Source organism: Chloracidobacterium thermophilum B (assembly GCF_000226295.1).
In the GTDB taxonomy this organism is placed as follows: Bacteria; Acidobacteriota; Blastocatellia; order Chloracidobacteriales; family Chloracidobacteriaceae; genus Chloracidobacterium; species Chloracidobacterium thermophilum.
The window spans coordinates 1,624,710-1,651,263 of record NC_016024.1; the positions used below are offsets into that span (position 1 = coordinate 1,624,710).

The 26,554-nt window shown below is 60.5% G+C and carries 22 protein-coding genes; 11 read left to right on the forward strand and 11 right to left on the reverse strand.

Annotated elements, in window-relative coordinates; genetic code table 11:
- Positions 1 to 17: 17 nt before the first annotated feature.
- Positions 18 to 1,307, forward strand: a complete 1,290-nt coding sequence (locus CABTHER_RS06705; protein WP_014099852.1) for a DUF1501 domain-containing protein — start codon at positions 18 to 20, stop codon at positions 1,305 to 1,307.
- A 100-nt stretch (positions 1,308 to 1,407) separates the two neighbouring features.
- On the opposite strand, the gene CABTHER_RS06710 is transcribed toward CABTHER_RS06705, so the two are convergent.
- Genes CABTHER_RS06710 through CABTHER_RS06720 form a run of 3 tightly spaced genes read right to left on the reverse strand, consistent with a single transcriptional unit; the run spans position 1,408 to position 6,294 of the window.
- The gene (locus tag CABTHER_RS06710) at positions 1,408 to 2,958 is read right to left on the reverse strand and encodes a TolC family protein (protein WP_014099853.1); all 1,551 of its coding nucleotides are present in this window, start codon (positions 2,956 to 2,958) and stop codon (positions 1,408 to 1,410) included.
- Positions 2,948 to 4,441, reverse strand: coding sequence for an HlyD family secretion protein (locus CABTHER_RS06715; protein ID WP_014099854.1), 1,494 nt, complete (start codon positions 4,439 to 4,441; stop codon positions 2,948 to 2,950). Before CABTHER_RS06715 ends, CABTHER_RS06710 begins: the two co-directional genes overlap by 11 nt.
- Positions 4,442 to 4,473: 32 nt before the next feature.
- Entirely contained in the window at positions 4,474 to 6,294 is a 1,821-nt protein-coding gene (locus tag CABTHER_RS06720) for a peptidase domain-containing ABC transporter (protein ID WP_014099855.1), read from the reverse strand.
- Between the two features lie 290 nt (positions 6,295 to 6,584).
- Between CABTHER_RS06720 and CABTHER_RS16530 the strand changes: the two genes are divergently transcribed.
- From CABTHER_RS16530 to ychF, 6 genes are all read left to right on the forward strand, one after another.
- Positions 6,585 to 8,312 carry a type IV pilus twitching motility protein PilT gene (locus CABTHER_RS16530; protein ID WP_014099856.1) on the forward strand — a complete coding sequence of 576 codons (1,728 nt, stop codon included), beginning with the start codon at positions 6,585 to 6,587 and terminating at the stop codon, positions 8,310 to 8,312.
- A 251-nt stretch (positions 8,313 to 8,563) separates the two neighbouring features.
- The gene (locus tag CABTHER_RS06730; RefSeq protein ID WP_014099857.1) at positions 8,564 to 10,012 is read left to right on the forward strand and encodes a glycine--tRNA ligase; all 1,449 of its coding nucleotides are present in this window, start codon (positions 8,564 to 8,566) and stop codon (positions 10,010 to 10,012) included.
- 51 nt (positions 10,013 to 10,063) lie between these two features.
- Positions 10,064 to 10,540 carry a c-type cytochrome gene (locus CABTHER_RS06735; protein WP_014099858.1) on the forward strand — a complete coding sequence of 159 codons (477 nt, stop codon included), beginning with the start codon at positions 10,064 to 10,066 and terminating at the stop codon, positions 10,538 to 10,540.
- Positions 10,541 to 10,669: 129 nt separating this feature from the next.
- Positions 10,670 to 11,029 (forward strand): c-type cytochrome, encoded by a 360-nt coding sequence (locus tag CABTHER_RS06740; protein WP_014099859.1) that lies wholly within the window; start codon positions 10,670 to 10,672, stop codon positions 11,027 to 11,029.
- A 29-nt stretch (positions 11,030 to 11,058) separates the two neighbouring features.
- Positions 11,059 to 12,108 carry an Rpn family recombination-promoting nuclease/putative transposase gene (locus tag CABTHER_RS15690; RefSeq protein WP_014099860.1) on the forward strand — a complete coding sequence of 350 codons (1,050 nt, stop codon included), beginning with the start codon at positions 11,059 to 11,061 and terminating at the stop codon, positions 12,106 to 12,108.
- A gap of 27 nt (positions 12,109 to 12,135) precedes the next feature.
- On the forward strand, positions 12,136 to 13,194 hold the full coding sequence (ychF, locus tag CABTHER_RS06750) for a redox-regulated ATPase YchF (protein WP_014099861.1): 1,059 nt from the start codon (positions 12,136 to 12,138) through the stop codon (positions 13,192 to 13,194).
- Between the two features lie 96 nt (positions 13,195 to 13,290).
- On the opposite strand, the gene CABTHER_RS06755 is transcribed toward ychF, so the two are convergent.
- From CABTHER_RS06755 to CABTHER_RS06765, 3 genes are all read right to left on the reverse strand, one after another.
- Positions 13,291 to 13,527, reverse strand: a complete 237-nt coding sequence (locus tag CABTHER_RS06755) for a thioredoxin family protein (RefSeq protein WP_014099862.1) — start codon at positions 13,525 to 13,527, stop codon at positions 13,291 to 13,293.
- 10 nt (positions 13,528 to 13,537) lie between these two features.
- Positions 13,538 to 14,575 (reverse strand): permease, encoded by a 1,038-nt coding sequence (locus CABTHER_RS06760; RefSeq protein ID WP_014099863.1) that lies wholly within the window; start codon positions 14,573 to 14,575, stop codon positions 13,538 to 13,540.
- 85 nt (positions 14,576 to 14,660) lie between these two features.
- Positions 14,661 to 15,218 carry a sigma-70 family RNA polymerase sigma factor gene (locus CABTHER_RS06765; RefSeq protein ID WP_041569669.1) on the reverse strand — a complete coding sequence of 186 codons (558 nt, stop codon included), beginning with the start codon at positions 15,216 to 15,218 and terminating at the stop codon, positions 14,661 to 14,663.
- A 215-nt stretch (positions 15,219 to 15,433) separates the two neighbouring features.
- Here CABTHER_RS06765 and CABTHER_RS06770 point away from each other — a divergent pair, with 215 nt between their 5' ends.
- From CABTHER_RS06770 to CABTHER_RS06785, 4 genes are all read left to right on the forward strand, one after another.
- A complete protein-coding gene (locus CABTHER_RS06770; protein WP_014099865.1) occupies positions 15,434 to 15,649 on the forward strand; it encodes a GDCCVxC domain-containing (seleno)protein in 216 nt (71 codons plus the stop codon).
- 58 nt (positions 15,650 to 15,707) lie between these two features.
- Positions 15,708 to 16,541, forward strand: a complete 834-nt coding sequence (lepB, locus tag CABTHER_RS06775) for a signal peptidase I (RefSeq protein WP_014099866.1) — start codon at positions 15,708 to 15,710, stop codon at positions 16,539 to 16,541.
- A 124-nt stretch (positions 16,542 to 16,665) separates the two neighbouring features.
- The gene (gene acsF, locus CABTHER_RS06780; RefSeq protein ID WP_014099867.1) at positions 16,666 to 17,766 is read left to right on the forward strand and encodes a magnesium-protoporphyrin IX monomethyl ester (oxidative) cyclase; all 1,101 of its coding nucleotides are present in this window, start codon (positions 16,666 to 16,668) and stop codon (positions 17,764 to 17,766) included.
- Between the two features lie 11 nt (positions 17,767 to 17,777).
- Positions 17,778 to 18,764: a Gfo/Idh/MocA family protein gene (locus CABTHER_RS06785; RefSeq protein ID WP_014099868.1), complete on the forward strand. Its 987-nt coding sequence runs from the start codon at positions 17,778 to 17,780 to the stop codon at positions 18,762 to 18,764.
- 59 nt (positions 18,765 to 18,823) lie between these two features.
- On the opposite strand, the gene rpsR is transcribed toward CABTHER_RS06785, so the two are convergent.
- The 5 genes from rpsR to CABTHER_RS06810 form a co-directional block, all read right to left on the reverse strand.
- The gene (gene rpsR / locus CABTHER_RS16535; RefSeq protein WP_014099869.1) at positions 18,824 to 19,180 is read right to left on the reverse strand and encodes a 30S ribosomal protein S18; all 357 of its coding nucleotides are present in this window, start codon (positions 19,178 to 19,180) and stop codon (positions 18,824 to 18,826) included.
- Positions 19,181 to 19,279: 99 nt separating this feature from the next.
- Complete coding sequence (locus CABTHER_RS06795) at positions 19,280 to 20,386, reverse strand: tetratricopeptide repeat protein (RefSeq protein ID WP_211431420.1); 1,107 nt, start codon at positions 20,384 to 20,386, stop codon at positions 19,280 to 19,282.
- An 81-nt stretch (positions 20,387 to 20,467) separates the two neighbouring features.
- Positions 20,468 to 21,490, reverse strand: a complete 1,023-nt coding sequence (locus CABTHER_RS06800; RefSeq protein WP_014099871.1) for a CobW family GTP-binding protein — start codon at positions 21,488 to 21,490, stop codon at positions 20,468 to 20,470.
- Between the two features lie 117 nt (positions 21,491 to 21,607).
- Complete coding sequence (gene pyk, locus CABTHER_RS06805; protein ID WP_014099872.1) at positions 21,608 to 23,038, reverse strand: pyruvate kinase; 1,431 nt, start codon at positions 23,036 to 23,038, stop codon at positions 21,608 to 21,610.
- Between the two features lie 88 nt (positions 23,039 to 23,126).
- The gene (locus CABTHER_RS06810) at positions 23,127 to 26,453 is read right to left on the reverse strand and encodes a VPS10 domain-containing protein (RefSeq protein WP_014099873.1); all 3,327 of its coding nucleotides are present in this window, start codon (positions 26,451 to 26,453) and stop codon (positions 23,127 to 23,129) included.
- Positions 26,454 to 26,554 lie beyond the last annotated feature (101 nt).

Here is a 26,554-nt window from a genome sequence, read left to right on the forward strand (position 1 = left end):
CAGAAAAGGAGCCAAGTATGCCCCTTACAAGACGCCAATTCGTTGTCGGTTCGAGTCTGACAGCGGCCTATGCCGCCAGCGGTGTGGCCCGCATCGGGGGACTGGTTTACGGCCAGACCAGTGGCGTCAATGACATTCTTGTGGTGCTCTACCTGCGCGGTGGAATTGACGGCCTGAATTTCGCGGCACCAGTCAATGAGCCGAACTATGTGGCTTCGCGGTCCAATCTCCGCCTGCGCGAAAGCGGCACGGACGCCGGACTGCCACTCGCGAATCCCATCGGGAACGGGATTGACTTCCGGCTGCACCCAAGCGCCCGGCCGTTGCTTGATGTGTATCAGGCGGGCGCGCTGGCGATTGTTCATGCGGTAGGGTTGACGGTAGCCAACCGGAGCCACTTTGACGCCCAGAGCCTGATGGAAGGCGGTGTACCTTCCTCGCGCCAGCCGACCGGGTGGCTTACGCGCCATATCACCACTTCCGGCGGCCAGAGCGGGGCGATCCCCACGGTGGCGGCATCCAACAGTCTGCCCGGTTCGTTGATTGGCAGTGGCAGCGCCATTGCGATGCCCAACCTGACCAACTTTGCCCTGCCGGGCGATCCGACCATCTTTCCGGCGATGACGCGGATGTACAGCGGCACGACGCCGCTCCACATGGCTGGCTTCAATGCCATCAGTGCCATCCAGAACGTCAACAATGCCATTGGGCGGCCGCCAACGGGAGGGGCACTCCCGGCCTACAGCCCGGAAAATGGGGCAAGCTACGCCCAGCCGGAAACGCAGACCGGCTCGCTGGGCAGTGCGCTGATCACCATTGCGCGGCTCATCAAGCTCGACATCGGCCTGCGGATTGCAACGCTCGATGTCGGCGGCTGGGACACCCACAACAACCAGGGACTGACCACCGGCACGTATGCGACGAATGTGGACTCGCTGGCGCGCAACCTGCTGGCGTTTTACAACGACATGGTGCGCTATCGGCAGCGGGTCACGCTGGTGGCGATGAGCGAGTTCGGCCGGACGCTGCGGGAAAACCAGAGCGGGGGCACTGACCACGGACGGGCATCAATTATGCTGGTTCTGGGCGGCGCAGTGAATGGCGGAAGAATGTATGGGACGTGGCCAGGTCTGGCCAGCCAGGCATTGGACGGCGGAGACCTGGCGGTGACGACGGACTACCGGCAGGTGCTGGCAGAGATTGTCGTCCGGCGCCTGCGGAATCCGCAGTTGAGTGCGGTATTTCCAGGCCTTGGGAACTATCGTCCGCTGGGTATCGTCCAGGGCAGCGATCTGCCCACCACATAACCAGAGAGGGCGGGCGTCACCCTGGGAGGGCGGGCGTCCCGCCCGCGTGAAACAGGCGGGCGGGACGCCCGCCCTCCCAAGGACGCCCGCGCTCCCAGGTTTAGAACTGCATCGTGGCGAGGCGGAGTGCGGCCCGCGCCTGTTCGTACTCCGCCTGCACGTCAATCAACTTGTTGCGGGCTTCCGCTGTGGCGCGTTCACGCTGGTTGACCAGAAACAGCGAGCTGTCACCGAGCATGAAACGTTGGTTTTCGCCCCGCTCCAGAACAATCGCAGCTTCAAGTTCGCGTTTCGTGGCGAGATACCGCTGCCAGGCGGTATTGATGGCCGAGGCGGTGTCGTAGATTTCGGTCATAATCTGCTGGCGCAGCGTCCGTTCTTCGAGATCGAGCTTCTGGAGCTTCAACTGCGCCTGGGCAATCCGCCCATCGGCCGTCCGCTGCCGCAGAGGGAGTTCAAAAATCACGCCGGCTTTGAGCGTCGTTCCAATGCCCCCGGGCCCGGCATCGCGTCCCGGCACAAGCGCCAGGTCGAGAATGGGACGCCGTTGGTTGCGGGCCAGCTCAAGGTCCAACCGCACCGTGTCCTTCAGGACAGCAATGGCCTGCAACTCCGGGCGGCGCTGAAGCGCCAGCGCAATGGCATCGTTGATTTCAGCCGCCGTGATTTCCGTTGGCTCAAGTTGCAGGCTGACATCGAGTACACTGCCTTCGTCTGGCGGCGGCTGGGTCGTGACATCATCCAGCCACAGGGAAAGAGAAAGCTTGAACTGCGCCTTCTGGAAGTCACGCTCGGCTTTGGCCAGTGCCGCCTGGCGACGCTGCACTTCCTGCTCGGCTTCGACGGCGTCAATAGGCGGGAGGTCGCCGACAACTGTACGCTGCCGGATGGCGTCGTTGCGGATTTCAGCCAGTTTGAGCAGGTTGCGCGCCACATCCAACCGGCGCTTGGCGGCGACCCAGTCCCAGTAGTCATCGGCCGCCTTGCGGAACAGCTCCAGGCGGGTTTGCACGACGGCAATATCCGCCTGGGATTCGCCCAGAAAAGCCTGCCGCTCCCCGACGGATTTTTCATTGATGCGGAAATCCCGGAAAAGCGGCACTTTGAGACCAAACTCGTAGGTGCCGAAATCCCCGGTGGCAGAAAGCGGAGACTTGGTCGCGCCCAGATTGAGATTCGAGGACGCAAAGAATTTGATCCCGGAGCGGGTCAGGAAGTTGACTTCCGTCCCAATGCCAAAGGCCTCCGATACTTTTCCCCGTTTGGAGGCGCTGTTGTAACGCAGGTAGTCAGTCGAAATGGACAGGATGGGATCAAAAGCCCCCTGTTTCTCAATGCGCTTCGCCGTGGCGACACGGCGTTCGATGACGGAGCCACGCAGTTTTGGGTGCTGGTTCTCAATGATTTGAAAAACACGCTCCAGAAGCAGCGGCGGCGCACCGCCCGGGCCGGGAGTTGGTGCACCGGTGCGGCGTCCCGATTGCGGATCAGGTCCGGCATGGGCGACGGCAGCAGCCAAGCGGCGTTCATCCTCGGTTGGGGACACAACGATACCCGGCAGGGGGGCCTGCGCCCAGGCCGCTGACGCACAGCCGCCGCCCAGCCATATCCCCAGCCAGGCCACAGCGCCAAACCACAGCTTACTTGTCATCTTTGTCCCCGTCGTCGTCTTTGCCGGACTTGCCCTTGGCTTTGACCTTGTCCTTGTCGTCCTTGGGCTTTTTCTTTCTTTCGATGGGATTGCGGTCAAACATCGGCGGGAAGCCGTTGAACTGCCGCCACAGCTCAAACCCAAGCGACACCACCCGGAGCATCACCCAGCCCGTCACCTGGGTTCCCGGACGAAGAATGGTCGGGTCGGGCCAGGGATCATCCTTGCCGAGATTGATGGCGTCGTAGTCGGGTCGGATGAGGAGACGAAAGCGACTGAGTCCGTCATCCACGGAATCTATGGAGACGACGCGCCCGCCAAACGTGCCAATGGCCACCGAAGGCCAGCCGACAAACTGTACAGCCGGAAAGCCCTCAAACTGCAGGCGTACCGGATCGCCAAGCCGCACCAGTGGGGCGTCGAAGTCACTGATCAGCAGTTCCACGGCCTGCTCCTCCTCTTTCATCTGGGGAATCAGGACGCAGAGGACATCGCCCGACTTGAGGGTTTCGGTTTCACCGACGGCCCGCAGTTGGGTCACCTGCCCTGCGCGTGGCGCGATGACCTGCCGCTGCTGGATGCGCTCGCGGAAGTTCTGAATTTCGATGTCGAGCTTTTGAATGCTGTTACTGAGGGAGGCAATGGTTTCCTGCGCCGAGGCGTACGAGCTTTGGGCGCTGCTCAGGGTAGCCAGCGTGTCATTTTCAACCCGGCGGGCATCAAGTTCCCCCACCTTCGTGTCACGAATGGCGGCGTCGAGCAGGGCTTGCAGGCGGATGACATCAGCGCGTGATGTCTCCACGGTCTGCCGGGCCAACTCGAAGTCGCGGTCTGAACGGAGACCCGGTTGGATGATCCAGTTGCCATCAGCGTCTTTTTTTCCTTTGTTGAGGTCACGAATCCGCTCGAAGTTGAGTTCATCGGCCAGAAGTTTCTGCTTGGCCGCTTCCAGTGCCTGCTCAGCCGAGCGGAGGCGGTCGGCGGCCTGCCGTGCCCGCTCCTCAGCCGCCGGGATAGCAAGGTTGCGCGACTGTTCGAGCGCCTTGATCTGCTGAAGCAGAGCGGCGGCACGGGACTGGGCCGCTTCCCGCTGGGCAATCAGAAACTCACGCTGGCGCTCCAGGCGTTCAAGCTGATTCGGGTCAAGAAACTTCGAATCAATCTCGGCAATTTCGGCAATGACGGTCCCGGCTTCAACAAAATCACCTTCCTTGACTTTCCATCCCTTGAGGCGGCCGGGTATCTGCGCCTGAACGTTCTGGGGGCGGTCATTTGGTGAAAACACGATTATCTGCCCAACACCAGTGATGGATTGCTGCCAGGGAACATAAATCAGCGCAAGGACAAGCAGGATCAGAAACAGCACCAGGATAAGCGCCAGCGGGCGCGCCGGCCGCGGCGACTCAACCAACTGCAAAGCCTGTGGTTTGGACGACGGCAACGTGGCCGGGATCGCTTTCAGTTGACGCGCAGGTTGTGCCATGGCGTGCGGTTTCCTCCCTCAAGAGATGGGGCTTACACCTTGCCCGTCGTGAGCCGCTTGCCGACAAGCTGCCGGGAAACCTCCGGGAACAGCGAGGCAAAGGCTCCACCACGTCGCCAGGAGAGTTCCTCCGGCGAGCCGGTTTCGACAATTACGCCCTTGTCCAGAACGTGAATGACGGAAGACCGGACAACGACTTCCGAATCGTGGGAGATGTCAATGATCGTCCAGCGATGGGTGCGGTCATAGATGGCATCCAGAATTTTCAGCTTGGTACGTTCGTCAATGCCCATGAAGGCCTCATCGAGGATGAGCAGCTTGGGCCGCCGCACGATGGTCCGCGCCAGAAGCAGGCGCTGGATTTGCCCACGCGACAGGTTATAGCCCCCGCTGACCAGCAGCGTTTGCAGTCCCCGCGGGAGTTCAGCCAGTTCATTCGTCAGATGCACCATCTCCAGGGCCCAGCGCAAGTCTTCCTGGGTCAACCAGTCGGCACCAACCCGGATGTTCTCTTCGATGGTGCCCTCAAAGATTTCCTCCCGGTCGCCCACCATACCAACGATCAGCCGGAGTGCGTCGAGATTGGCGTCCCGGACATCAATCCCGTTGACTTCGACCGTCCCGTGCGATGGTTCGAGCAATCCGCAGATCAGCGCCATGAGTGTGGATTTCCCGGCCCCGCTCAAGCCGACGACACTGACCCACTCACCGGGCTTGATGGTCAAATCCACTCCCGACAGGATTTCCACACCTGGACGGTAACTGAAGCGGACATTACGACACACCACCGTCGCCCCCTCATCGCGGGATGGAACCTCAATGCCTTTTGTCCGCTCAATGGGCAGGTCCTCGACTTGTCCCACTTTGTCGAGGGCTGTCAGCAGGTCATAGACGTGTTCGAGCTGGCTGATGACCTTATCCATTCCGGCCAGCACCGATACGACCACGATTTCGGAAGCCACCAGTTGGCCGATAGTCAACTCACGGTTGATAACGAGCCAGCCTCCAACGGCCAGAATGCCGGCGCTGGCAATGGCATAGAAAAAGTAGTTGCCAACGGCCTGTCGAAAGAGAACAGCGAAGTGCGCGCGGCGGGCTTTGAGATAGGCGACAGAAAGGGCATCCGTCCGTTCCCCCAGAAAATCCAGCGTGCCGCTCATCTTGAAACTGATGTGGCAGCGCGCCAGTTCTTCGAGCCAGGCCGCGACTTTGTATTTCTTCTTGGATTCGAGAATGCTGGTGCGCAGGCCATTGATGCCCAGTACGAAAATGATGAACAGCCCGGCCAGCACCACGGCTACGTCAAAACCAAGCAGGTAACGACTGTAGAAGGCCAGCAGAAGCAACCCGACGAACACCTTGAGGACGGCGTCGAGCCCATCGAGCGCCAGCTTGGCGAAGGCCTTCTGAATGTTGATGACATCAAAGAAGCGGTTGACCAGCTCCGGGGCATACTCACCGGTCAGCGAGCCAAGTTGCACCCGTGGCAGGCGCTCTCCCAGGTTGATAGCCACCCGAACAAAGATGCGCTGCTGCAAACGCTCAATGAGCACCAACTGGAACAGCCGCAAAATACCGCTCAAGCTCAGAAAAAACAGCACCAGCGAGGTGAGGACCACGAGTTGCTGCAGGGACTGCCCCTGAGCAATGTTGTTGACGAGCACCTGCGCCGTGATAGGCACGGCCAGGGAAAACAATCCGGCGACGGCCGTGTAGGCCAGAATCGCCAGGATGTCGCGTGAGTCGAGGGAGACGAGACGCCAGAACCGCTGGGAGGGTGTCAGGTGCGCGTGTTCGCCGTCTGGGGCTGACAAGGTTTTCGTCCCTTTGTGAACAATGGCGTCATCACCCATGACGGTACTCTCTCCTCAAAGCAGAACAGTGCACAAGGCGCGGACATTGCACTCGTTTGTAGCCGAGCGCCAAGATACCTCAGTGCGAGATTCCACACGTTTCCGACTTTTATGGCTGCTTACACTGCAAGTTGAAAAACTTGGCACGTCTGTGGTTTTGGCAACGAATCGGCACCCAAGCCCATACCTTGCATAAGGTCGGGCAGACCGACTAGATTTTTGCACACCAGACCGTCGTGACTCGCTGAATTCACTGTATCCTGATCTGTATCCTTAGCGGAGGGTGCGCCATGTCGGCGACGATTGAAAGCCTGCTCAAGGACCCGCGGATGGCGGGCGCTGATCAGCTTGTTCTCCAGGCGGGTAAGGCTCCGACCGTCTTCAACTCATCCGGGGCAACGGAACTGACCCGCAGCCCGATGACCCCGTTTGACATTTATCGGCTCCTGCAACCGCACCTCCCCGATGACAAGAAAACCGCCCTGATGAGTCAGCCGACCACCAATTTCCGGTTGAACGTCAACGGTGCCGGGACGTTCGACGTGTCCATCACGAAAGAAGGCGGGGGGATGAAAGTCTCGTTCGTCCCGGTTGGCAGCGCCCCGGCCAAGCCTTCAACGCCGAGCGCGCCCATGCCTCCGCCTTCTGCCGCCAGAACCTCTGGAACATTTACTCCGGCAGCCAGCGTCACCCCACCCCGCCCGATGCCGCCGATTCCGCCCACCCGCCCGGTGCCCCGTCCCCCGACACCGGCTTCCGGGATGACCGTGCCGGAACAGGTATCCGGGCGGCAGCCGGCGGTCAACCCGCCAGCTTCCACCACTGGCTCCAGCCCTCCTGTGGCCCCGGCGCACAGTCCGGCAACAACCGGTGCGGGTCCGGCTGTCCATCTGCGCAAACGTGGGCCACTCGAAATTGACAAGCTGTTCGAGAAACAGCTCGAACTCAAGGCTTCCGACATGCACATTTCGGCGTCCGTGCCGCCGATGCTGCGTCTGGATGGGGATATGGTCGTCATGCCGGGGTATGAAGGGCAACCCCTGACACCCGCCGACACCGAACGCATCCTGTGGGAACTGATGCCGGATAAAAACCGCGAGGAGTTCAATCGCCGGCACGACACCGACTTTGCCTACGAGTTCGGCGATGCCGCCCGTTTCCGCTGCAACATCTTCATGGACCGCAAAGGTATGGGCGGCGTGTTCCGGGTCATCCCCAGCAAAATCCTGACGGCGGAAATGCTTGGTCTCTCCAAGGAAATCCTCAAGCTCTGCTTTCTGAGCAAGGGATTGGTACTGGTGACAGGCCCGACGGGGAGCGGCAAGTCCACGACCCTGTGCGCGCTCATTGATTTCATCAACCGCCACCGCCGCGACCACATTATCACCATCGAAGACCCCATCGAGTTTGTCCACGAAAACAAAAACTGCCTCATCAACCAGCGCGAAGTACACAACCACACCGACTCGTTCAAGGATGCCCTCCGTGCGGCCCTGCGCGAAGACCCCGACATCATCCTCGTCGGCGAAATGCGCGACCTCGAAACCATCTCCATCGCCATTGAAACCGCCGAGACCGGACACCTCGTGTTTGGAACACTGCACACATCCACAGCGCCTTCCACCGTTGACCGTATCATTGACCAGTTCCCGGCTGACCGGCAGGCGCAAATCCGGGTGATGCTTTCTGAATCGCTCAAGGGTGTTATTGCCCAGACGTTGTGCAAGAAAATCGGCGGCGGACGGGTGGCCGCCCTTGAAACGCTCATCTGCGACACCGGGATTGCCAACCTCATCCGTGAAGGCAAAACCTTCCAGATTCCCTCGGCTATGCAGACCGGCAAGGCCAAAGGCAATGTCACGCTCAATGACGCACTCCTCGACCACGTCAAAAACAAACGGGTCGAACCACAGGAAGCCTACATCAAAGCCGTGGACAAAAACGGCTTTGAAGCCTTGCTCAAGCGCCACAACCTGGACGTGAGCTTCCTGACCAACCTGGCCAACACCAACGCCTGATGCCCGGCGATGTACCCCTGCCAACCGGCCGAACGGAAAACCGGCCGATGGGCAGGTTTCGGGCGTCCGGCGCGGATGCCTCGGCCGGCTTTTCTCTGTCAGCCCGTCCGCAGCACAACCACCATCCAGCGCGAAAAAGGTGTGACAACCCCCCAACGCGCGGTGTATAGTTACCAGCTTGCGCAAGTGACCCAACGCTTCGCCACAGCAAGACCAGAAACGACGGACCTGACACAAAGGTAAGCCAGCTCATGGCGGCGGCCGATATTGGAATCATTGTTTCACTGTGCAAACGACGCGGATTCATCTTCCCGGCAAGTGAAATCTACGGGGGGCTGGGTTCGACGTGGGACTACGGCCCACTGGGCGTCGAACTCAAAAACAACGTCAAACGCGCCTGGTGGAAAGCCGTCGTCTATGACCGTGATGACATCGAAGGCATGGACGGCGCGATTCTGATGAATCGCCTTGTGTGGAAGTACTCCGGGCACGAAGCCACCTTCAGCGACCCGCTGGTGGATTGCCGCGAGTGCAAGGGACGCTTCCGGGCCGACAAAACCTACGAACTTGATTGCCCCCGGTACAAACGCAAGGTTGCCGCCTGTAGCGCCAACCTCACCGAGCCACGGGCGTTCAACCTGATGTTCAAGACCCAGGTCGGCCCTGTCGAAGAGGATGCCGCAGTGGCGTACCTGCGCCCGGAAACCGCGCAGAGCATATTCGTCAACTTCAAAAACATTGTGGATTCGCGCTGGCGCAAGATTCCCTTTGGCATTGCCCAAATCGGCAAGGCCTTTCGCAATGAAATCGTGCCCGGCAACTTCACCTTTCGGACGCGCGAATTCGAGCAGATGGAAATCGAGTTTTTCTGCAAGCCGGGAACGGACGCCGACTGGCACGCCCACTGGATTGAGGAGCGCCACAACTGGTATCTGCGCTATGGCATCCAGGCCGAAAACCTGCGCCGGTACGTCCAGCAGCCGGAGGAACTCGCGCACTACGCCCGCGCCTGCACGGACTTGCAGTACCGCTTTTTTCCCGAACGCGAAGACGAAGAAAAACAGTGGGACGAGCTGGAAGGTATCGCCAACCGGACGGACTACGACCTTAGTGTTCACTCCAAAGGCAAGCACGACAAATGGCAGGTGCACAACGAGCACTCGACGCAGAGCCTCGTGTACCGCGACCCCGTGACGAATGAAAAATACTTTCCCTACGTTATTGAACCGTCGGCTGGCGCCGACCGCGCCACGCTGGCGTTTTTGATGGACGCCTACAGCGAAAAACCCGGCCCGGACGGTGAACCACGGGTCGTCCTGAAGCTGCACCCGGCGCTGGCACCCATCAAAGTGGCGGTGCTGCCGCTGGCGCGCAATAAATCAGAACTTGTCGAAAAGGCCAAAGCCATCAAGGCTGACCTGCAACGTCATGGCATCCGCGCCGTGTATGATGACACGGCTGCGATTGGCAAACTCTATGCCCGGCAGGACGAGATTGGCACACCGTTTTGTGTCACGGTAGATTACGACACGCTGGGTATCGGTAAGACCAAGGATGGCGCAAAGGAAGAAGACGCCCCAGCTTCTCCAGCCGGTTTACTGGATACCGTCACCGTACGTGACCGCGACACCTGGGAACAGGTTCGTGTCCCGATTGCCGGGCTACGGGACTTTCTTGCCGACCGTCTTGGCACGGTGTAACGGTTGGCACAACAGCCCCTCGCACATTCCTTTCAAGGAGTTTTATCCGGTATGCACAACCTGAAGCGATTCCTGACCCTCTGCGCCGCTGTGGCGGCCGGCGTACTGTCTGCCTGTGTTGTCAAAGACAACGTTCCTCCACCGCCGCCGATGAAGCCCAAGGAAGAACAGGTCAAGACGGTTGAACCAACCAAACCCACGACGGAAACGAGCGCCAAGCCGGCGGAACCGGCCAAGCCGGCCGAAGGAGCGGAAGACCCGCTGATTGCCAAAGGGCGGGAGTTATATAACGCCAACGCCTGCGCCAGCTGCCATGGAGACAAGGGGCAGGGTGTGCTTCCCAATGCGCCCAAGTTCACCGATGCCGCCTGGCAGCAGAAGGAAAAAGACGAGGAAATCGTTGCCTCCCTCAAGGGGGCCAAGGCTGCCCAGGGCATGCCGGCCTTCAAAGGGGGTAACGGCACCGACGAAGAACACAAGGCGCTGGTGGCTTACATCCGCTTCCTGGGCAAACCGGCCGGGAAGTAAGCACCACCACAACCCTTTTGTCGTCGCTGACAGGCGTGTGGAGCCGGGCACAAGGTCGCTGGGAGACCAAGCCCGGCTTTTATCGTGCTGCATCGAAAGCAAGGTCGTCGCCAGGTTGGGGAGGTAGCCATGCAGTCAAAAACGTTTGTCGCCGGGCTGGCCGGGATGGCGTTCCTGACGACACTGTTGGGTAGCGGACCGGCAACCGGACGCGCACCGGCCACGCGGGACGAAAGCGCCGGGAAGCGGCTTGCCCGTGGAAAGCGGCTTTACAACGGGGCCGGGGCCTGTGTGGCCTGTCACGGGACGGACGGGCGTCCCACCGTACCCGATGCTCCCGACCTGACAGACGCCGACTGGCAGCGCCAACGTACGGATGAGGAACTGTCCAAATCCATTGCCAACGGCAAAGGAACGATGCCGGCTTTCAAAGGCTCACCGGCGGACATTGAAGCTCTGGTGGCTTACGTCCGGTCACTGGCCAGGTGACACCGGCACGGGCTGCGTGAGCACCGGTCATGGTTGAAGGTCATCTGGAAAATCCACACGACCGCTTCTTCAAGGACCTGCTCGGCCGGCCCGGCGTCGCTGCCGACTTTCTGGCGAATTACCTGCCCCCGGAGTTGCTTGCCCACCTGGATGTCACGGACCCGGAGGCGCTGTCCGGCACCTTTGTGGACGACGACTTGCGGGAGCACCTTTCTGACGCCCTGTTTCGCGTGCGTGACCGGACCGGAGCGGCGGCGCTGGTGTACGTCCTGCTCGAACACAAAAGCACCCCCTGGCCGTGGACGCCGCTTCAGCTTTTGCGGTACGTCGTCGCCATCTGGGAACAGGCGCGACGCGAAGGCCACACCTCCCTGCCGGTCATCATTCCGGTGGTGTTCTATCACGGGCAGACGCGCTGGAACGTGGCCACGGACGTTGCCGGGCTGGTGGCACACCACGACGAGCCGGCGCTGCGCGCCTGGACGCCCTCTTTCCGGTACTGGCTGTGTGACCTGTCCCGCTTCAGCCCGGAAGTCATCAAAGGCGGGGCCCTGTTGCGGGCTGGCTTATCGGTGTTACGTTATGTCTTTACCGATGAGCTGCCGGAGCGGCTGCGGGAGATTTTTCAGCTCATTGCCCTGCTGGAGCAGCAGAGTGTGACAGAATATCTGGGAACGGTGCTGCGGTATCTGGCCGCTACCGGAACCCCCCTTCGGTGGCAAACCGTCAAGACAGCCGCCAGGGAAGCCTTGAAGGAGCAGGCAGAAGCACTTATGAAAGCGCCATTTGTGACAGAAATCTGGCAGGAAGCCTTGGCACAAGGTCTGGAGCAAGGTCGGGAGCAAGGCCACGCCCAAGGGAGTGAACAGGGCAAACGGCTCGAAGCCCTGCACATTGTTCTGCGCCAACTCCGGCGGCGCGTCGGGCCGCTTCCGCCTGAGCTGGAGTCCACGCTCACGACCTTTCCCCTGGAAACCCTGGAAGCCCTGAGCGAGGCGCTGCTGGACTTCCAGACGCAGGCGGAAGCCTTGGCCTGGGTGCAGCAGGCACAGCACCAGACACCGCCTCGTGCCGAATAATCTTCACCTTTCTGGAATCAGACACTTATGAAAGTAGGCATCGTCGGCTTCGCCGGCGCCGGCAAAACCACTGTCTTCAACGCCCTGACGGGCCTGACGGCCGAAGTTGGCGGCTACGGCAGCAAGGAACGCCCCAACCTTGGCAACATCAAAGTTCCGGATGCCCGTGTGGACACCTTGGGCGACATCTACCGCACCAGAAAACGCACCTACGCGGAAGTCGCTTTTGTGGATGTAGCCGGCCCGACCGAACAGCGCAGCACAACGGGCCTGGATACCAAACTCGTCACCGCGATGCGCGATGTGGATGCTCTGGCCCACGTCGTGCGCGCCTTTCCCGACCCGCTGGGAACCCGACCGACCGACCCGGCGGCCGACATTGCCAGCTTTGACGCCGAACTCATGCTGTCCGACCTGATCCAGGTCGAAAACCGGCTGGCGCGTCTCAAAAAGGACCAGAAAGCGACACCCCAGGAACGCGCGCTGTTTGAGCGGTGCCACTCCGCCTTGGACGCTGGGCAACCACTTCGGTCGCTGGATTTCGATGACGAAGAACGCCAGCTTATGGCCGGTTTCCGGTTTCTTTCACTCAAGCCACAGATGATTTTGCTCAACGTGGCGGAAGCTGACGTGGCGGCCGGTGTCCCGCCAGCCATCCAGGAAGCCGCTCGGACGCAGGCGATTCCAACGCTTGTCGCCATGTGCGGGCAAACGGAAATGGACATCGCCCAGCTTGACCCGGCGGAACAGGCAGAGTTCCTGCGTGACCTGGGGCTGACCGCCCCGGCGCGGGACCGCTTCATTGTGGCCGCCTACGGGCTGCTCGACCTCATCAGTTTCCTGACGGCCGGCGAGGACGAATGTCGCGCCTGGCCTGTCCGGCGTGGAACCAAAGCCCAGCGGGCAGCCGGAAAGATTCACTCGGACATTGAACGCGGGTTTATCCGCGCCGAAGTCATTGCCTACGAGGACTTCATCAGCCATGGCTCGGAAGCCAGGTGCAAGGAAGCCGGCAAGCTTCGCCTCGAAGGCAAAGACTACGTCGTCCGGGACGGCGACATCATCCACTTCCGGTTCAATGTCTGATGAACTTCAGCGGTTTCAGCCTTGGACGGGCCGGTTCCGGCCTGCTCAGCCAAGGTACTCTCCCCTGACGCTTGAGGATGTGTTCCCCCTGACAACTCAGGAACACAACCACTGCTCAATCCTGTCACGGGACGGCATCCCGCCGGCATGGACGACCTTCCCATCAACCACGACAGCCGGCGTACTCATCACCCCATAATGCATGATGTCCTTGATGTCCTCGACCTTTTGCAGCGATACCGCAATGCCCTTCGTCCGGGCAACTTCCTCAATGAGGGCAACTGTGCTTTTGCAAGTGGCGCACCCCGTACCAAGCACCTTGATGTCTTTCATGGCAACCTCCTTATAACACCCAGTTGAAGACGTATCCCACGATCAAAATGCCGGTGGCGACGATGCCAATGAAGGCAGCTATCAGCCTGACTTTGAGCACCTTGCGCAGAATCACCATCTCTGGCAGGGACAACGCGATGACGCTCATCATAAAGGCCAGCACTGTGCCGACGGCTGCCCCCTTGTCCAGCAGTGCCTGAACCACCGGAATGATCCCGGCAGCGTTGGTGTACATCGGAACACCAAGCACAACCGCCAGCGGCACCGACCACCAGGCGGATTTGCCCATGAAGCTGGCCATGAAGTCCTGCGGCACATAGCCGTGAATGCCAGCCCCAATGGCAATGCCGGCCAGAATATACGGCCAGACCTTCCCGACGATGTCGCGCACACTTTGAAAGCCGGCGGCGAGACGTTCACCAAAGTCAACCTCCACGGCGGTGAACTGGGCTTCAGCTCTGGGAATGTCGCGCACCCAGTCTTCCAGATACGGCTCCATGTTCAACTTGCCGATGATCAAGCCAGCCACGATGGCCACGGATAAACCAAGTCCCAGATACAGCAGGGCGATTTTCCAGCCCAGCATGCCAAACAGGAGCGTCAGGGCAACCTCATTGACCATCGGGGCGGCAATCAGGAATGAGAATGTCACACCAAGCGGCACCCCGGCCTGTAAAAAGCCGATAAACAACGGCACGGCTGAACACGAACAGAAGGGCGTCACAATTCCCAGCAAAGCCGCCATGACATTGGCCAGCCCCTCTCTCCGACCAGCCAGCAGGGCGCGGGTTCGCTCAGGCGTGAAATAGGTATTAATCACCCCCATCACAAAGACAATGCCCGTCAGTAGCAGCAGCACCTTGGGCGTGTCGTAGAGGAAAAATTGCAACGCCGCACCAAGGTGGCTTTGGCGGTCAACCGGCAAAGCAGCCACTACCACTTCTGAAAGGGGCTGCAAGGTTTGATACAGGCCCCACCACAGCAGGGCCGCCAGGACAAGAAAGATTCGCGGGTGGTGTTGTGTCCAACGCACAGCCAGGGCACTCATGGCTCTCTCCCCCATTGTTCTCGGCAGCACAAAATCACTGGCTAGCAGCCATCTGTCAGGGAGACGAACAAGGTGGCAAAAGGATTCAGGATGCAGCCGAAGGTGACACGTGGCAACAGACGCGCCCGGACTCATCAAAGCGCACCTGGCAGTTCTCCACCAGGCGGTCGCGTAATCGTTTTCTGGCGCGCAGCAGGCGCGACTTGGCGGCCGGCAATGTCAGACCATGGGCTTCGGCGTAGGCGCGCACCGTTTGCCCCCGAAGATCGCAGGCTTCAATAATGTGCCGGTCCTCGGCTTCCAGTCGCAGCAGGTTGTGGCTGAGACACGCCTCCAGTTCATCTACGGGACGCCGTTCCACAACCGGTGCCGCCGCCAGGTGCTCCGGCAAGGACTCAACCGGCTTGGACAGACGCGCCCGGTCAATCACGGCATGACGGGCGACCTGGAACAGCCAGGCGCGGGGATTGTCGAGCGCGCAAAACGCCTGCCCCTGCCGCAGGGCCTTGAGAAACACTTCCTGGAGGAGGTCTTCCGCCGCGTCAGGATCGCTGGTCCGGTGTAACAGAAAAGCCAGCAGGGCTTTTTCGTATGCCTGCCAGGCATCCAGGAGACACCCGGACGCGCTATGTGCCTGGTTCATGATTTTCGTACCACGGTTTTTTGGCCACGGTTTTTTGGCATTGTTGGCTGGCGTTGACGGCTCTGACAACCAGACTTTGACAGCTCTTGAGGCGCAATGGCATCCTCACTGACTTTGGGCCAGTGGCTTTGGCCAACCATGACCACTATGGAATGTGGTCGCTTTGGATGTCCAGTCAAGGTCACGCCCCCTCCCCAAGTACAGGATGCGCGGCCATGACCTCCATCATCTGGGAATCGCAACTTACCTGCCCGGTCTGTGGGGCAACCACCGTGGAAACCATGCCGGCCGATGCCTGCCAGTTTTTTTACACCTGTGCCACCTGTGCAACCCTGCTGCGTCCGCAGCCCGGCAACTGCTGTGTGTTCTGCTCGTTTGGCTCAGTTCCCTGCCCACCGGTTCAGTTGATGCAGCATTCTGACCGACCATAACTCTGGACTGGCTTCGCCCGGACGGCCTTTGCGTCCGGCGCGCGACAACCTGAACCCTATGGAAACCAAAAACAGCTCCCAGACTTCCACGGCGTCCGAAAAGCCCAAGCGATCGGAGCTGCGCGAGTTCATCGAGATGATCATCACAACGCTCATCATGGCGTTGTTTGGCATCACCTTCGTCGTCCGTTCGGTCAATGTCCCGACCGGCTCGATGAACAACACCATCTATTCCGGCGATTTTCTGCTCGTCAACAAGTTCATTTTCGGCTACGAGGGCGGTATCCCCCTGGACGGCTTCACCCCCCACCGCCCCATCCGGCGGGGCGACATCATCGTGTTCAAGTTTCCGCAAAGCGAAGACCAGAACTACGTCAAACGGGTCATCGGACTGCCGGGTGAGACCATCGAGATTCGGGGGCAGCGCGTGTACATCAACGGGCAGGAACTCCCTGAAACGCGCGTCATTGCCGAAAGCGACCTGGAAGACAGCGGCCGGCTGAACATTCTCGAAGAACATCCCACCGCCGGGGCGCAGTGGAAGGTCTATTACCGTCCGGGATCAGACTTTGAGTATGAAACCCAGGATGCGGAGCCGCTCCCGGAACTGCTCCTGCCAAGCGGACGCTACCGCGACTACAAAAACGAACCGCACTATGGCATCGGGCGGCCGTTCAAGATTCCAGAGGGTTGCTACTTCGCCATGGGGGACAACCGCGACAACAGCCTCGACAGCCGCTACTGGGGGCCCGTTCCACGGGACTACGTCATCGGGCGGCCGCTGTTTGTCTATGCCTCGTTCGACCCCAATCCGCAGGCTTCGCTGGGCGAACGGCTGGGCTCCTTCTTCTCCAAGGGGCGCTGGAAACGGCTGGGGTCGCTGGTGAAGTAGGCGCTCTGGTGACGCACGGCGTCCCCGCCAGAAAATTTATTTCAAATCGGGCCGGCCGCAAAGTAGGTTGGAAACGAAGTTTCGGCTTCCACCCACTTTGGTTCCTTTTGCGAGGTCGTGCCCTATGATTGCCACGGAATCCGTCATTCAGGAGACGAAAGCGGCGGCGGCAGACAAAAGTCTCATCAGTCCGCGTTTTTATGTCACGGATTACAAGAAGATGAATGCCCTGCGGTTCGATCACATGGCCGAAGCGTTCAAGGCCATGCACAAACGCTTTGCCGATGATCCGAACAAGCATTTCTTCAAACGGGACGACGACCCAGACTTCGAGCAGGATTTCTCCCATCTCCCGCCGTCGTTCAAGGACTTTCTCATTCGTGGTTGTTTGGGTGAGTTTTCAGGGGCGCTGCTGTACAAGGAAATTGCGGACCGCATCGAAGACCCCATCCTGAGCGACACCTACCGGCTGATGGCGCGCGATGAAGGACGGCACAGCGGCTTCATCCGGCTGGCGATGCGCGATATCAATGCCGATCTCGACCTTCAGATGCTGCAAGGCGAAAAGGAATTCGTCAGCATGCATCCGAAAATCATCCTCTACACCACGTACCTTTCGGAAGTCATCGGCTACTTCCGCTACATCAACATCTATTCCCACCTCGAAGCCCATCCTGAATACCGTTACCATCCGATCTTCAAGTACTTCGGTGGCTGGTGCCAGGATGAACTCAAGCACGGCGACTTTATCGGCCTTCAGCTCGAAGCCCAGAAAAACATCTACCTGGACGGTGGCATCAACCGGTTGCTCATTCGCTTCTTCTCACTGGCCGTCTATGTGACGATGTGGTTGCGCGATCTCAAGGCGCAGGACTTTTATGCGTCCATCGGCCTGAACTGGCGGGAATATGACCTGAAGGTAATCCGGGAAACGAATGCCTATGCGCAGCGCGTGTTCGGGCTGCGGCTCGACGTGGACAATCCAAAGTTCATCCGCATTCTGGATCGCATGGCGGCACGTTACACGGAGATGACCAAACGTGAAGCCGAAGGCGCTGGCAAGCTGTCCCTCCTGCCACTGCAAGCGGCGATGACGATTGATTATCTGCGTTTGTTTGCCATGAAAGTGCGCACCGATGCGCCGCCGCCCATCCCCGAATACCCGGTGGCGCCAGTCATCAAGGGCTTCGCCAGCAAGTACAAAGGCCAGCCAGCCATGGCCTGAGGGCCATTTCCATGCCCACCGTCCTTGGCATTGCCATTCTGGGCAGCGGGCGCGTCGCACGCGCCCGCCTGCGCGAACTGCACGAGCGTTACGACACCCGTGTGGCCGTCGTTGCCTCCCACGATTTCAATCGGGCCTACGAACTGGCATTCCCGATTGCGGCGGCAGCCACTGAAGACTGGGAGGAAGCCATTGCGCGCCCGGATGTGGATGCCGTCATGGTGTGTTCGACCAACCCGCACCATGCCCGCATGGCACAGGCGGCAATTGCGGCCGGCAAACCGGTCAGTGTGGACTACCCGCTGGCGCTGACACTCGCCGACGCCGAACAGTTGGTTGAACAGGCCCGGGCGCGTGGCGTCGTGCTGCACGTCGAGCACATCGAGCTGCTTTCCGCCTGGTTTGAGGCTTTTCGGAAAGCCCTGCCCCGCATTGGGCGGATTCACCACATCACCTGGAACAACCTCAGCTCCCGCCCGGCAACTCCCGAAGACTGGACGTTTGACCGCGCACACGGCTTCTCGCTGTTCCAGCAGGCCAGTGTGCCCAGCCGCATCGTCGCCTGCGTGGGACAAATCACCTGGATTGAAGGCGAGGAAACGTTTTCCGATGAGCAGGGCACCCGCTTTGGGCGGCGTGCCACGCATCTGCGCTTCGGCTTCGGCGCAGAAGGCCGTGGAGACATCAACGATGTGCTCACCCGGCACGAGGAAACAGGGCCAGCGGCCGAATTACAGGCCGTGGGCGAGTCCGGCACACTCATCGGACGACAACACCGGGAGGTGTGGTACACAAACCCAGAGGGCGCAACGGAGTCCGTGCCGGTCATGCCGCGCAGCGGTCTGTTTGCCCACGACATCGCGGCGTTCCTCGACGCCATTGCCGGCCGTGGAACGCCGTATGTCTCTCTCGACCATGTACTTGAAGCTCTCCGTTTTGCCGATGCCGCCGAACGGGCAGTGAAAAGCGGTCAGCGGGTCACGCTGACATCGGACTGATCCCCTGCTCACCGGCAGCGAATCCATCACGTGGGGGCTGGACTCGTGGGCGACGGGAGCTAAATGGACTGGACGTAAGGCAGCAGTGCCAGGTGTTTGGCGCGTTTGATGGCCCGTGCCAGCCGACGCTGCATAGTTGGGTTCACGCCGGTCAGACGGCGCGGCAGGATACGCTTGTTGTCGCCGATGAACCGCTCAAGCAGCTTCACGTCCTTGTAGTCAATGTAGTCAATCTTGGCTTCCAGCAGCGGACACCGTTTCTTGCGCCGTCCCACCCGGCGGTTGCCACCGGGACGGTTGCCACTACCGGCAGCGCGGCGGGCAACGGTACTCCCCGCTGCACCCGCAGGACGCCGTTCCGGGCTGGATGTCGTTCCGGTGACGACTTCGGTTGTTTCGGTTGTTTCGTCTGACATACGCCTCTTTTTCTCCCTCAATAAATATACCGGCTGCCGGCAGCAGCCTTGGACACAAGTGCCGCCGGGTCCGGTATGGATTAATGAAGACTGGAATCCTTAGTGGATAAGCTCTCCCGGTGGCAAGGTCAGACGGCGTAAAACCTCATCGGCTTCGCTGACACCCAGAGTCGCCAGCCGCCGCAGGTCAGCACTGAGTTCGGCCACAGCCTGGGCGTCCAGTTCATCTCCCTGCAAACCATCCACAATCTCATAAGCCCGCTGGGATTGTCCAAGCCCCAGCAGGGTGATGATTTCCTCGTAGCACATGTCACTGGATTCGCCTCCCTGTGACCGTTCCTCTTCAAGCAGATCGTACGCCTGCTGAAATGCCTCACGGGATTCTTGCAGTTGACCGGCCATGCGGAGGGCGATGCCCAGTTTGACAAATGTCAGTGGCACTTCCAGACCATCCACGATAGCATCCTTCAGCTCGTGGGAAGCCGCTTCGGCTTCGCCGCGCGCCAGCAATGCCGTTCCCAGACCATACCGCGCCAGAGCGTTGTGAGGATCAATCCGCACAGATTCACGGTATGCCTTCAAGGCTTCCTCAACCCGCTCCATCGCCATGAGTAAATCCCCCAGGTCGAGATAGATGCGCGGGTCATGGGGGTCAAGGTCAAGTGCCATCTGAAACTGCCGGAGGGCTTCATCATATTTTTCGAGGTCGGCCAGCAGTCCGCCCAGCCCCAGGTAGTGCAGCGGCTCCTCCGGCCCCAGTTCAATAGCCCGCCGGTAAGCCACTTCGGCTTCGGGAAACCGCCCCATTTCCGAAAGGAAGTTGCCATAGTTGTAATGGCTCAGGGCCTCGTTTGGTTCGAGCTTAAGCGCACGCTTGAAGTATTCTTCAGCCAGGTCAAACTCTCCTTCTTCAACGTAGAACGCACCGAGCAGGTGAAGCGGACGCACGTCGTCCGGGGCCAGGCGCTCGACTTGGCGCAGGTAATCCACGCCTTCGTTATAGCGTTCTGTTTCGAGGAGCAGAGCCCCCAACCGGATGAGCACTTCCGGTGATTGCGGAGCCAGGGCCAAAGCCTTGGCATAGGCAGCTTCGGCTTCCTCCAGTTCCCCCTCTTCAAAGTAGGCATCACCCTTTTCCAGAAGTTTTTCCAGGGAGGGTGAAGTTGACTTCGGAGATGTTTTCGATTTGTGTGATTTCCCAGGCATAAAAGTGTCGTAAATGGTATCCGTGACGCTCAAAAAAACAGGTTTTCCTCTGGACAAAAGGGCGTTGTTCTCCACGTATGCTTATAGAACCGCCAGGGCGCGCCGCCGCCCTTCGCAAGCCACCAGGGCACTGGCAAGCTGGGCATGGTCAAGCCTGGCGCCAATGAAGACAAGGTGTTCTTCGGGTGAAGGTGACAGGGTCACAGGCCGAATGTAGAGGTCGCCATTGACATACATCATAACCCACAACCCGTCTTCGCCCTCGAAACGTACGAAGCCCTTGGCGCGCACAATGTCCGGGGGAAGCTGCCGCATGAATTCCTCGAAACGCTCCCGCACCAGTGGGCGCAGCAACCGGCACGACATCGAGTGAAAGTCCGTATGGGCCTTGTACTCCTGCTCGTTGAGCGCAGCGAGTTGTTCCCGCATCGCCGCCCGGCGGCGTTCGCGCTCGGCCGGCTCGACCTCGGCCAGCAACCACTGGAAGGACTCATCCCCGGCCACGATGCCATGAGTGGCAAGGTACACCTGGGCGTACGGGTTGTTTTCTTCAACATACCGCCGGATGTCAGCAATCTGCTCCGGCGTAGCTTCATCGGCCTTGCCGATAACAATGACATCGGCAAACTGGGTCTGGCGTTTGACAATCGCCTTGAGCACCTTTGACAGACGGGTGAAGTTTTTGGGGTCGGCCACTGTCACCAGTCGGGTAATCGTCACGCGGTCGAGCAGGTGTGGCGCTGTCGCCTGATCGAGCAGGTCCACCGGATCGGCCAGCCCCGTGGCTTCGACGAAAATCACTTCCGGCTGCCGGGTAGCGACTTCGGTAAACGCCTGCACAAAGTCTTCCCCGATCTGGCAGCAGATACAGCCGTCGCTCAGCTCCATGACGCTGAAGCCTTCGCCCCGCAGGATTTCACCATCAATGCTGATGTCGCCAAACTCATTCATCAGCACGGCCACCTTACGTCCCAGGCGGCGCATGTGGTGCAGCACGGCGAGCAGCAACGTCGTTTTGCCACTTCCCAGAAAACCGGAAATGACAATCGCCGGCACGGGCGAAGCCCCACCGGACGACTCCGGCACAGGTGTCTGAACGCTCATGGCAGTTTCCCCCAGAAATGGTTTCTCATCGCGGGCGCCAGTCAGGTGTAAAGCAGGCGATAGTATCACCCGGACGCGGTGTTACCAAGCATATATCGGAAAGGCATCGCCTGAAACTCATTCGCCGACCCGCTGGAGATGGACAAGGTTGTTGACCGGCAGGCCCTTGATTTTGCCGGCCAGCACTACGAGGCGTTCACCGGCTTCAATCCACCCCAACCGCAGCAGCAGCCCCACCCCTTCAGCAAACAGGTCCTTCATGTCCGGCGGATTGGGCATCAGCAGTGGTTCAATCCCCCACACGGCCGAAAGCTGCTGATAGACCCCGACATCCGCCGTAATGGCCGCAATCCGTTGCTTCGGGCGCAGCAACGCCAGCGCCCGTGCCATCTTGCCCCCCTCGGTGAACACGGCAATGACCCGCGCGCCGACATTTTCGGCCGCAAAAACGGCCGCTTCCGACAGTGCGCGCAGGGACGAACTGCCCTGCAGGTTCATGAACTTGTTGGAACCGGCGCGCCAGGACTGCTGCCCGGCAAAAGCCTCTTCAGTGTACTCCACAATGCGCCGCATCGTGCGTACGGCTTCGACCGGATACTTCCCGGCCGCCGATTCGGCTGACAGCATGACGGCATCAGTGCCATCCAGAATGGCATTCGCCACATCCGACGCTTCGGCGCGCGTCGGGCGCGGATTGTCCACCATGGACTGCAACATCTGCGTCGCCGTGATGACAATCCGCCCCTTGCGGTTGGCGTGCCGGATGATTTCTTTCTGAAAAATCGGCACCCGCTCGGTTTCGGCTTCAACGCCCAGATCGCCCCGCGCCACCATGACCCCATCCACGATGTCGAGGATTTCATCGAGGTGGTTCAGGGCTTCGGGCTTCTCGATTTTGGCAATGAGCGGCGTCTGGGCTCCAAGGGCGGCAATGTAGTTTTTGCACTGCCGGCAGTCCTCGGCCGAACGTACGAACGACAGCGCCACGTAATCCACGCCCTGCTCAATGCCAAAGCGCAGGTCATCGCGGTCCTTGTCGGTCATCGAGGGAAGCGACGTCGGGATGCTCGGCAGGTTGATGCCCTTGCGCTCGCCCAGCACCCCGCCGTTGAGAATGAGGCACTCCACGTCACTGCCATGAACGGCCGTGACACTCAGCTCGATGAGTCCGTCATCAATCAGAATGCGATCACCCGGCTTGGCATCGTAAGCCAGGCCCCCGTAGCTGCAACTGACACGTTCGGCATTGCCGGGAATATCCTCCGGCGTAATCACAATCCGGTTGCCCGTGACCAGCACGACCGGCTCGCCACCAATCAACCGTCCGGTGCGGATTTTGGGACCGCACAAATCCAGCAGGATGGCGAGCGGCTGTTGTAGTTCTGCCGCCAACTGACGGAGTGACCGGATGACCTCGGCGTGTCCCTCATGGTTGCCGTGCGACATGTTGATGCGGGCCACGTTGATCCCGGCAACCAGCAGGGTGCGGAGAATTTCGGGGGACCGGGAAGCCGGGCCAATCGTGGCGACGATTTTGGCGCGTGCCATAGCGGTTCGTTTCCTTTGCAGTGTGGCGGTGACGACCTGCCACAGCATAGCCCAGCCACCCGGCCAGGTCATGGCCGGACGCAGTGCCCTATCGTTCCGGCCAGGATGGAAACCGGCCGGGCGTGTAGGGCGCGCCCAGCGACTCCAGCGTTTTCTCGATCCGCCCCAGATCATCGGTCAGCGCGCGTAAGTCACCCAGCGCCTGCCGCAGTCCTTCGGCCACGATGGCGTACTGGGCTTCGTGGGTTTGCGTGGGACGGGTGAGCGTCGCGCTGCGTTCGGACACAATTTCCGACAACCGCTCGGCCAACCCCGGCGGTGTATTTTCATTGCGCGCCTGAAGCACACGGTCCCCGCGCAGGCGGACCATCAGGGCATCGAGTCGCCGGGTCAGCGCCGTCGTCTCATCGAGCAGCCTGGCATCCGCTGCCGGCGTCTCCAGAATGGCTTGTTTGACAGCCGTGAGCCGCTTCTGGACTTCCTGTGCCGTCTCCAGTGCACCGTGCATCGTGCGCTGCGCCGTCAGCAGCCGCCGGTGAAAATCCTCAAAGGCGCGGACATCCTCGGCCGCCCGCTCATCGAGGAAACGTACGCGGAAGGTCTGGGGTGTGCCAAGCTGTTTGGTAACACCATCGGCGCGCTGATACAGGGTGATGGTGTATGTCCCCGGCGGCACGAACCATCCGACCGGCGGACGGGCAAAGGGATTTTCCTCCTCCCGTGGCGGAGGCGGAAGTTGAGGCGCGGGCGTGCGCAGGTCCCAGGCCACGCGGTTGAAGCCGGCTTCCTGGGGCGCGGTGATGCGCCGGACAACCTGCCCCTGCTCATCCGTCACCACAGCAAACGTCATCGGCGCTTCTTCCTGCGCCTCCTCCCGCAGTTCGTCGCGGGTTGGATAAGGCACGTCGTCGCCTTTCTTTTCGGCTTCCTGGCGGCGCTGTTTTTTCGTTTTGGGAGCTTCCTTCAGGTAGTAGGTCAGGACGGCTCCAAACGGCGGGTTGTCGGCCACATACAACGCATCCCCCTGGAAACCGCGTTTTCCGCCCCCCAGCGGTTCGGACTCGACATACAACCAGGCATCACGCACCGGAAAAGTCTGCGCTGGCTGCGCCAGCAGGTCTTCCGTCACCGTACGCAGCGCGCGGTAATCATCCAGAACATAAAAACCGCGCCCGAATGTGGCGATGACCAGATCATGCTCGCGGGTCTGAATGGCAATATCCCGCACCGCGATGGTCGGCAGTCCCCCCTTGAGCTGCACCCAGCGGCCACCGCCGTTGGGCGTAAACCACAACCCGAACTCCGTACCGACAAACAAAACATTAGGATTAACCGGGTCTTCAGCCAGACACTTGACCGAACCCCGCTCCGGGAGGTTGCCCACACAGGCGCTCCACGTCCGCCCCAAATCAGATGACTTGAGCAGGTAGGGCCTGAAATCGCCGTTTTTGTGGTTGTCAAAGGCGACATACACCACATTGGCATCGTGCCGGGACGGGACAATACGGCTGACGAAGGTTTGCTCCGGCACACCGGGGAAGGTTTCCAGCTTTCGCCAGTTTGCGCCGCCATCTTCGGAAATCTGCACCAGACCGTCGTCGGTTCCGACAAACAGCAGGTTTTCCCGCATGGGCGACTCGGCAATGGTCGTGATGTTGCCGTAGAAGGAAGTCGAGGCGTGTTTGGCTACGGCGTCGGGCCCCCAGACCTTGCCGAAGACCTTCAGTTTGTCACGGTCGAGCTGACGGGTCAGGTCGCCACTGACAGCCCGCCAGCTATTTCCCCGGTCATCACTGCGAAAGAGCCGGTTGGCGGCAAAGTACAATCGCTTGGGATCATGCGGACTGATGATAAACGGTGAATCCCAGTTCCAGCGCAACGGCGGTTCATTGGGGCCGATTTTGGGCTGAATCCCGACGCGCTCGCCGGTGCGGCGGTCGAAACGAAACAGATTGCCGTACTGGTACTCGCAATAGACGATGTTCGGATCGGTTGGGTCCACGCGCACGTGGAAGCCGTCCCCGCCGACGGTCACAAACCAGTCGGCATTGGTGATCCCGTGGGCATGGCGCGTCCGCGACGGGCCGCCAAGGGTGTTGTTGTCCTGTGTCCCCCCATAGATGAAGTAGAACGGCTCGCTGTTATCCACCGTCACGTCATAAAACTGCGTCACCGGCAGGTTGGCTTTGAACTGCCAGGACTGCCCACGGTCAAAGCTCTCATAGACGCCGCCATCACAGCCCACGAGGTAGTAATCCGGGTCAGCCGGGTCAATCCACAGCGCATGGTGATCCACATGGACGTGCCGCATCCCCGGCATCGGCGTCAGGGTCTTGCCCCCGTCATTGGAAACCATGAGAAACACGTTGAGGACGTACACCCGCTCGACCTGGCGCGGATCGGCGACAATCGTGCTGAAATACATCGCCGTCTGGTCGAAGGGGTTGCGCCGTTCCCAGGTTTCGCCGCCATCGAGCGAACGGAAAATGCCGCCTTTGCCGTCGGCGGCTTCGACACAGGCATAGATGACATCCGGGTTGGCCGGCGAGATGGCCAGACCAATCCGGCCCAGGTCCGCCGTTGGCAAACCAGCCGTGACTTTGCGCCAGGTTTTGCCGCCGTCCGTCGTTTTGTAGATGGCGCTTTCGGGCCCGCCATCAATGAGCGTCCAGACGTGCCGCCGCCGCTGATATGCCGCGGCCAGCATCACGTCCGGGTTGCGCGGGTCCATGACCACTTCGGTGACGCCGGTGTCGGGGCTGATGTCCAGAATGCGCTGCCAGGTCTGTCCGCCGTCGGTGGTTTTGTACAGCCCACGGTCGCCGCCTGACCGCCAGAGCGGCCCCTGTGCCGCCACATAGACCGTTTCGGAATCCCGTGGGTCAACGAGAATACAGGCAATGTGCTCGGAGTCCTTCAGCCCCATGTTGCGCCAGGTGCGGCCGTCGTCGTCCGAACGATACACACCGTCGCCGTAACTCACGCTGCGCTGCGAGTTGTTTTCACCTGTACCGACCCAGATGCGGAAGGGATGTTTCGGGTCCATGGTGACAGCGCCGATGGAAAAGGAGGGCTGGCTGTCGAAGACCGGCGTCCAGGTCACACCGGCGTTAGTGGTTTTCCAGACACCGCCTGAAGCCACAGCAGCGAAGTAGCGGCGGCGGTTACGCGGGTCAACGGCCAGCGCAGCAATGCGCCCGGAGGCCACTGCCGGGCCGAGCGCGCGGAACTTCAGCCCGGCCAGCGCGGCTTCGTTCAGTGGAGACGTTTCTTTTTTCGTGTCCGGGGCCGGAGGTGCGGCCGGCTTGGTTTCCGGTTTCCGACGGGTGGACTGCGCCAGCGCCCCAAGGTGCAACCAGGGGATCACAACCAGGCTGGCGACCAGACAGCGTACCAGCAGGAGACGATATGACATGGGCAACAGAAGTGAGCTATCACCAGATGGTGACGACGCGCGTTTGGATTGATGATTCGGATTGCATACCCAAAGGGACGAGTGGAAAGCAATCACCAACC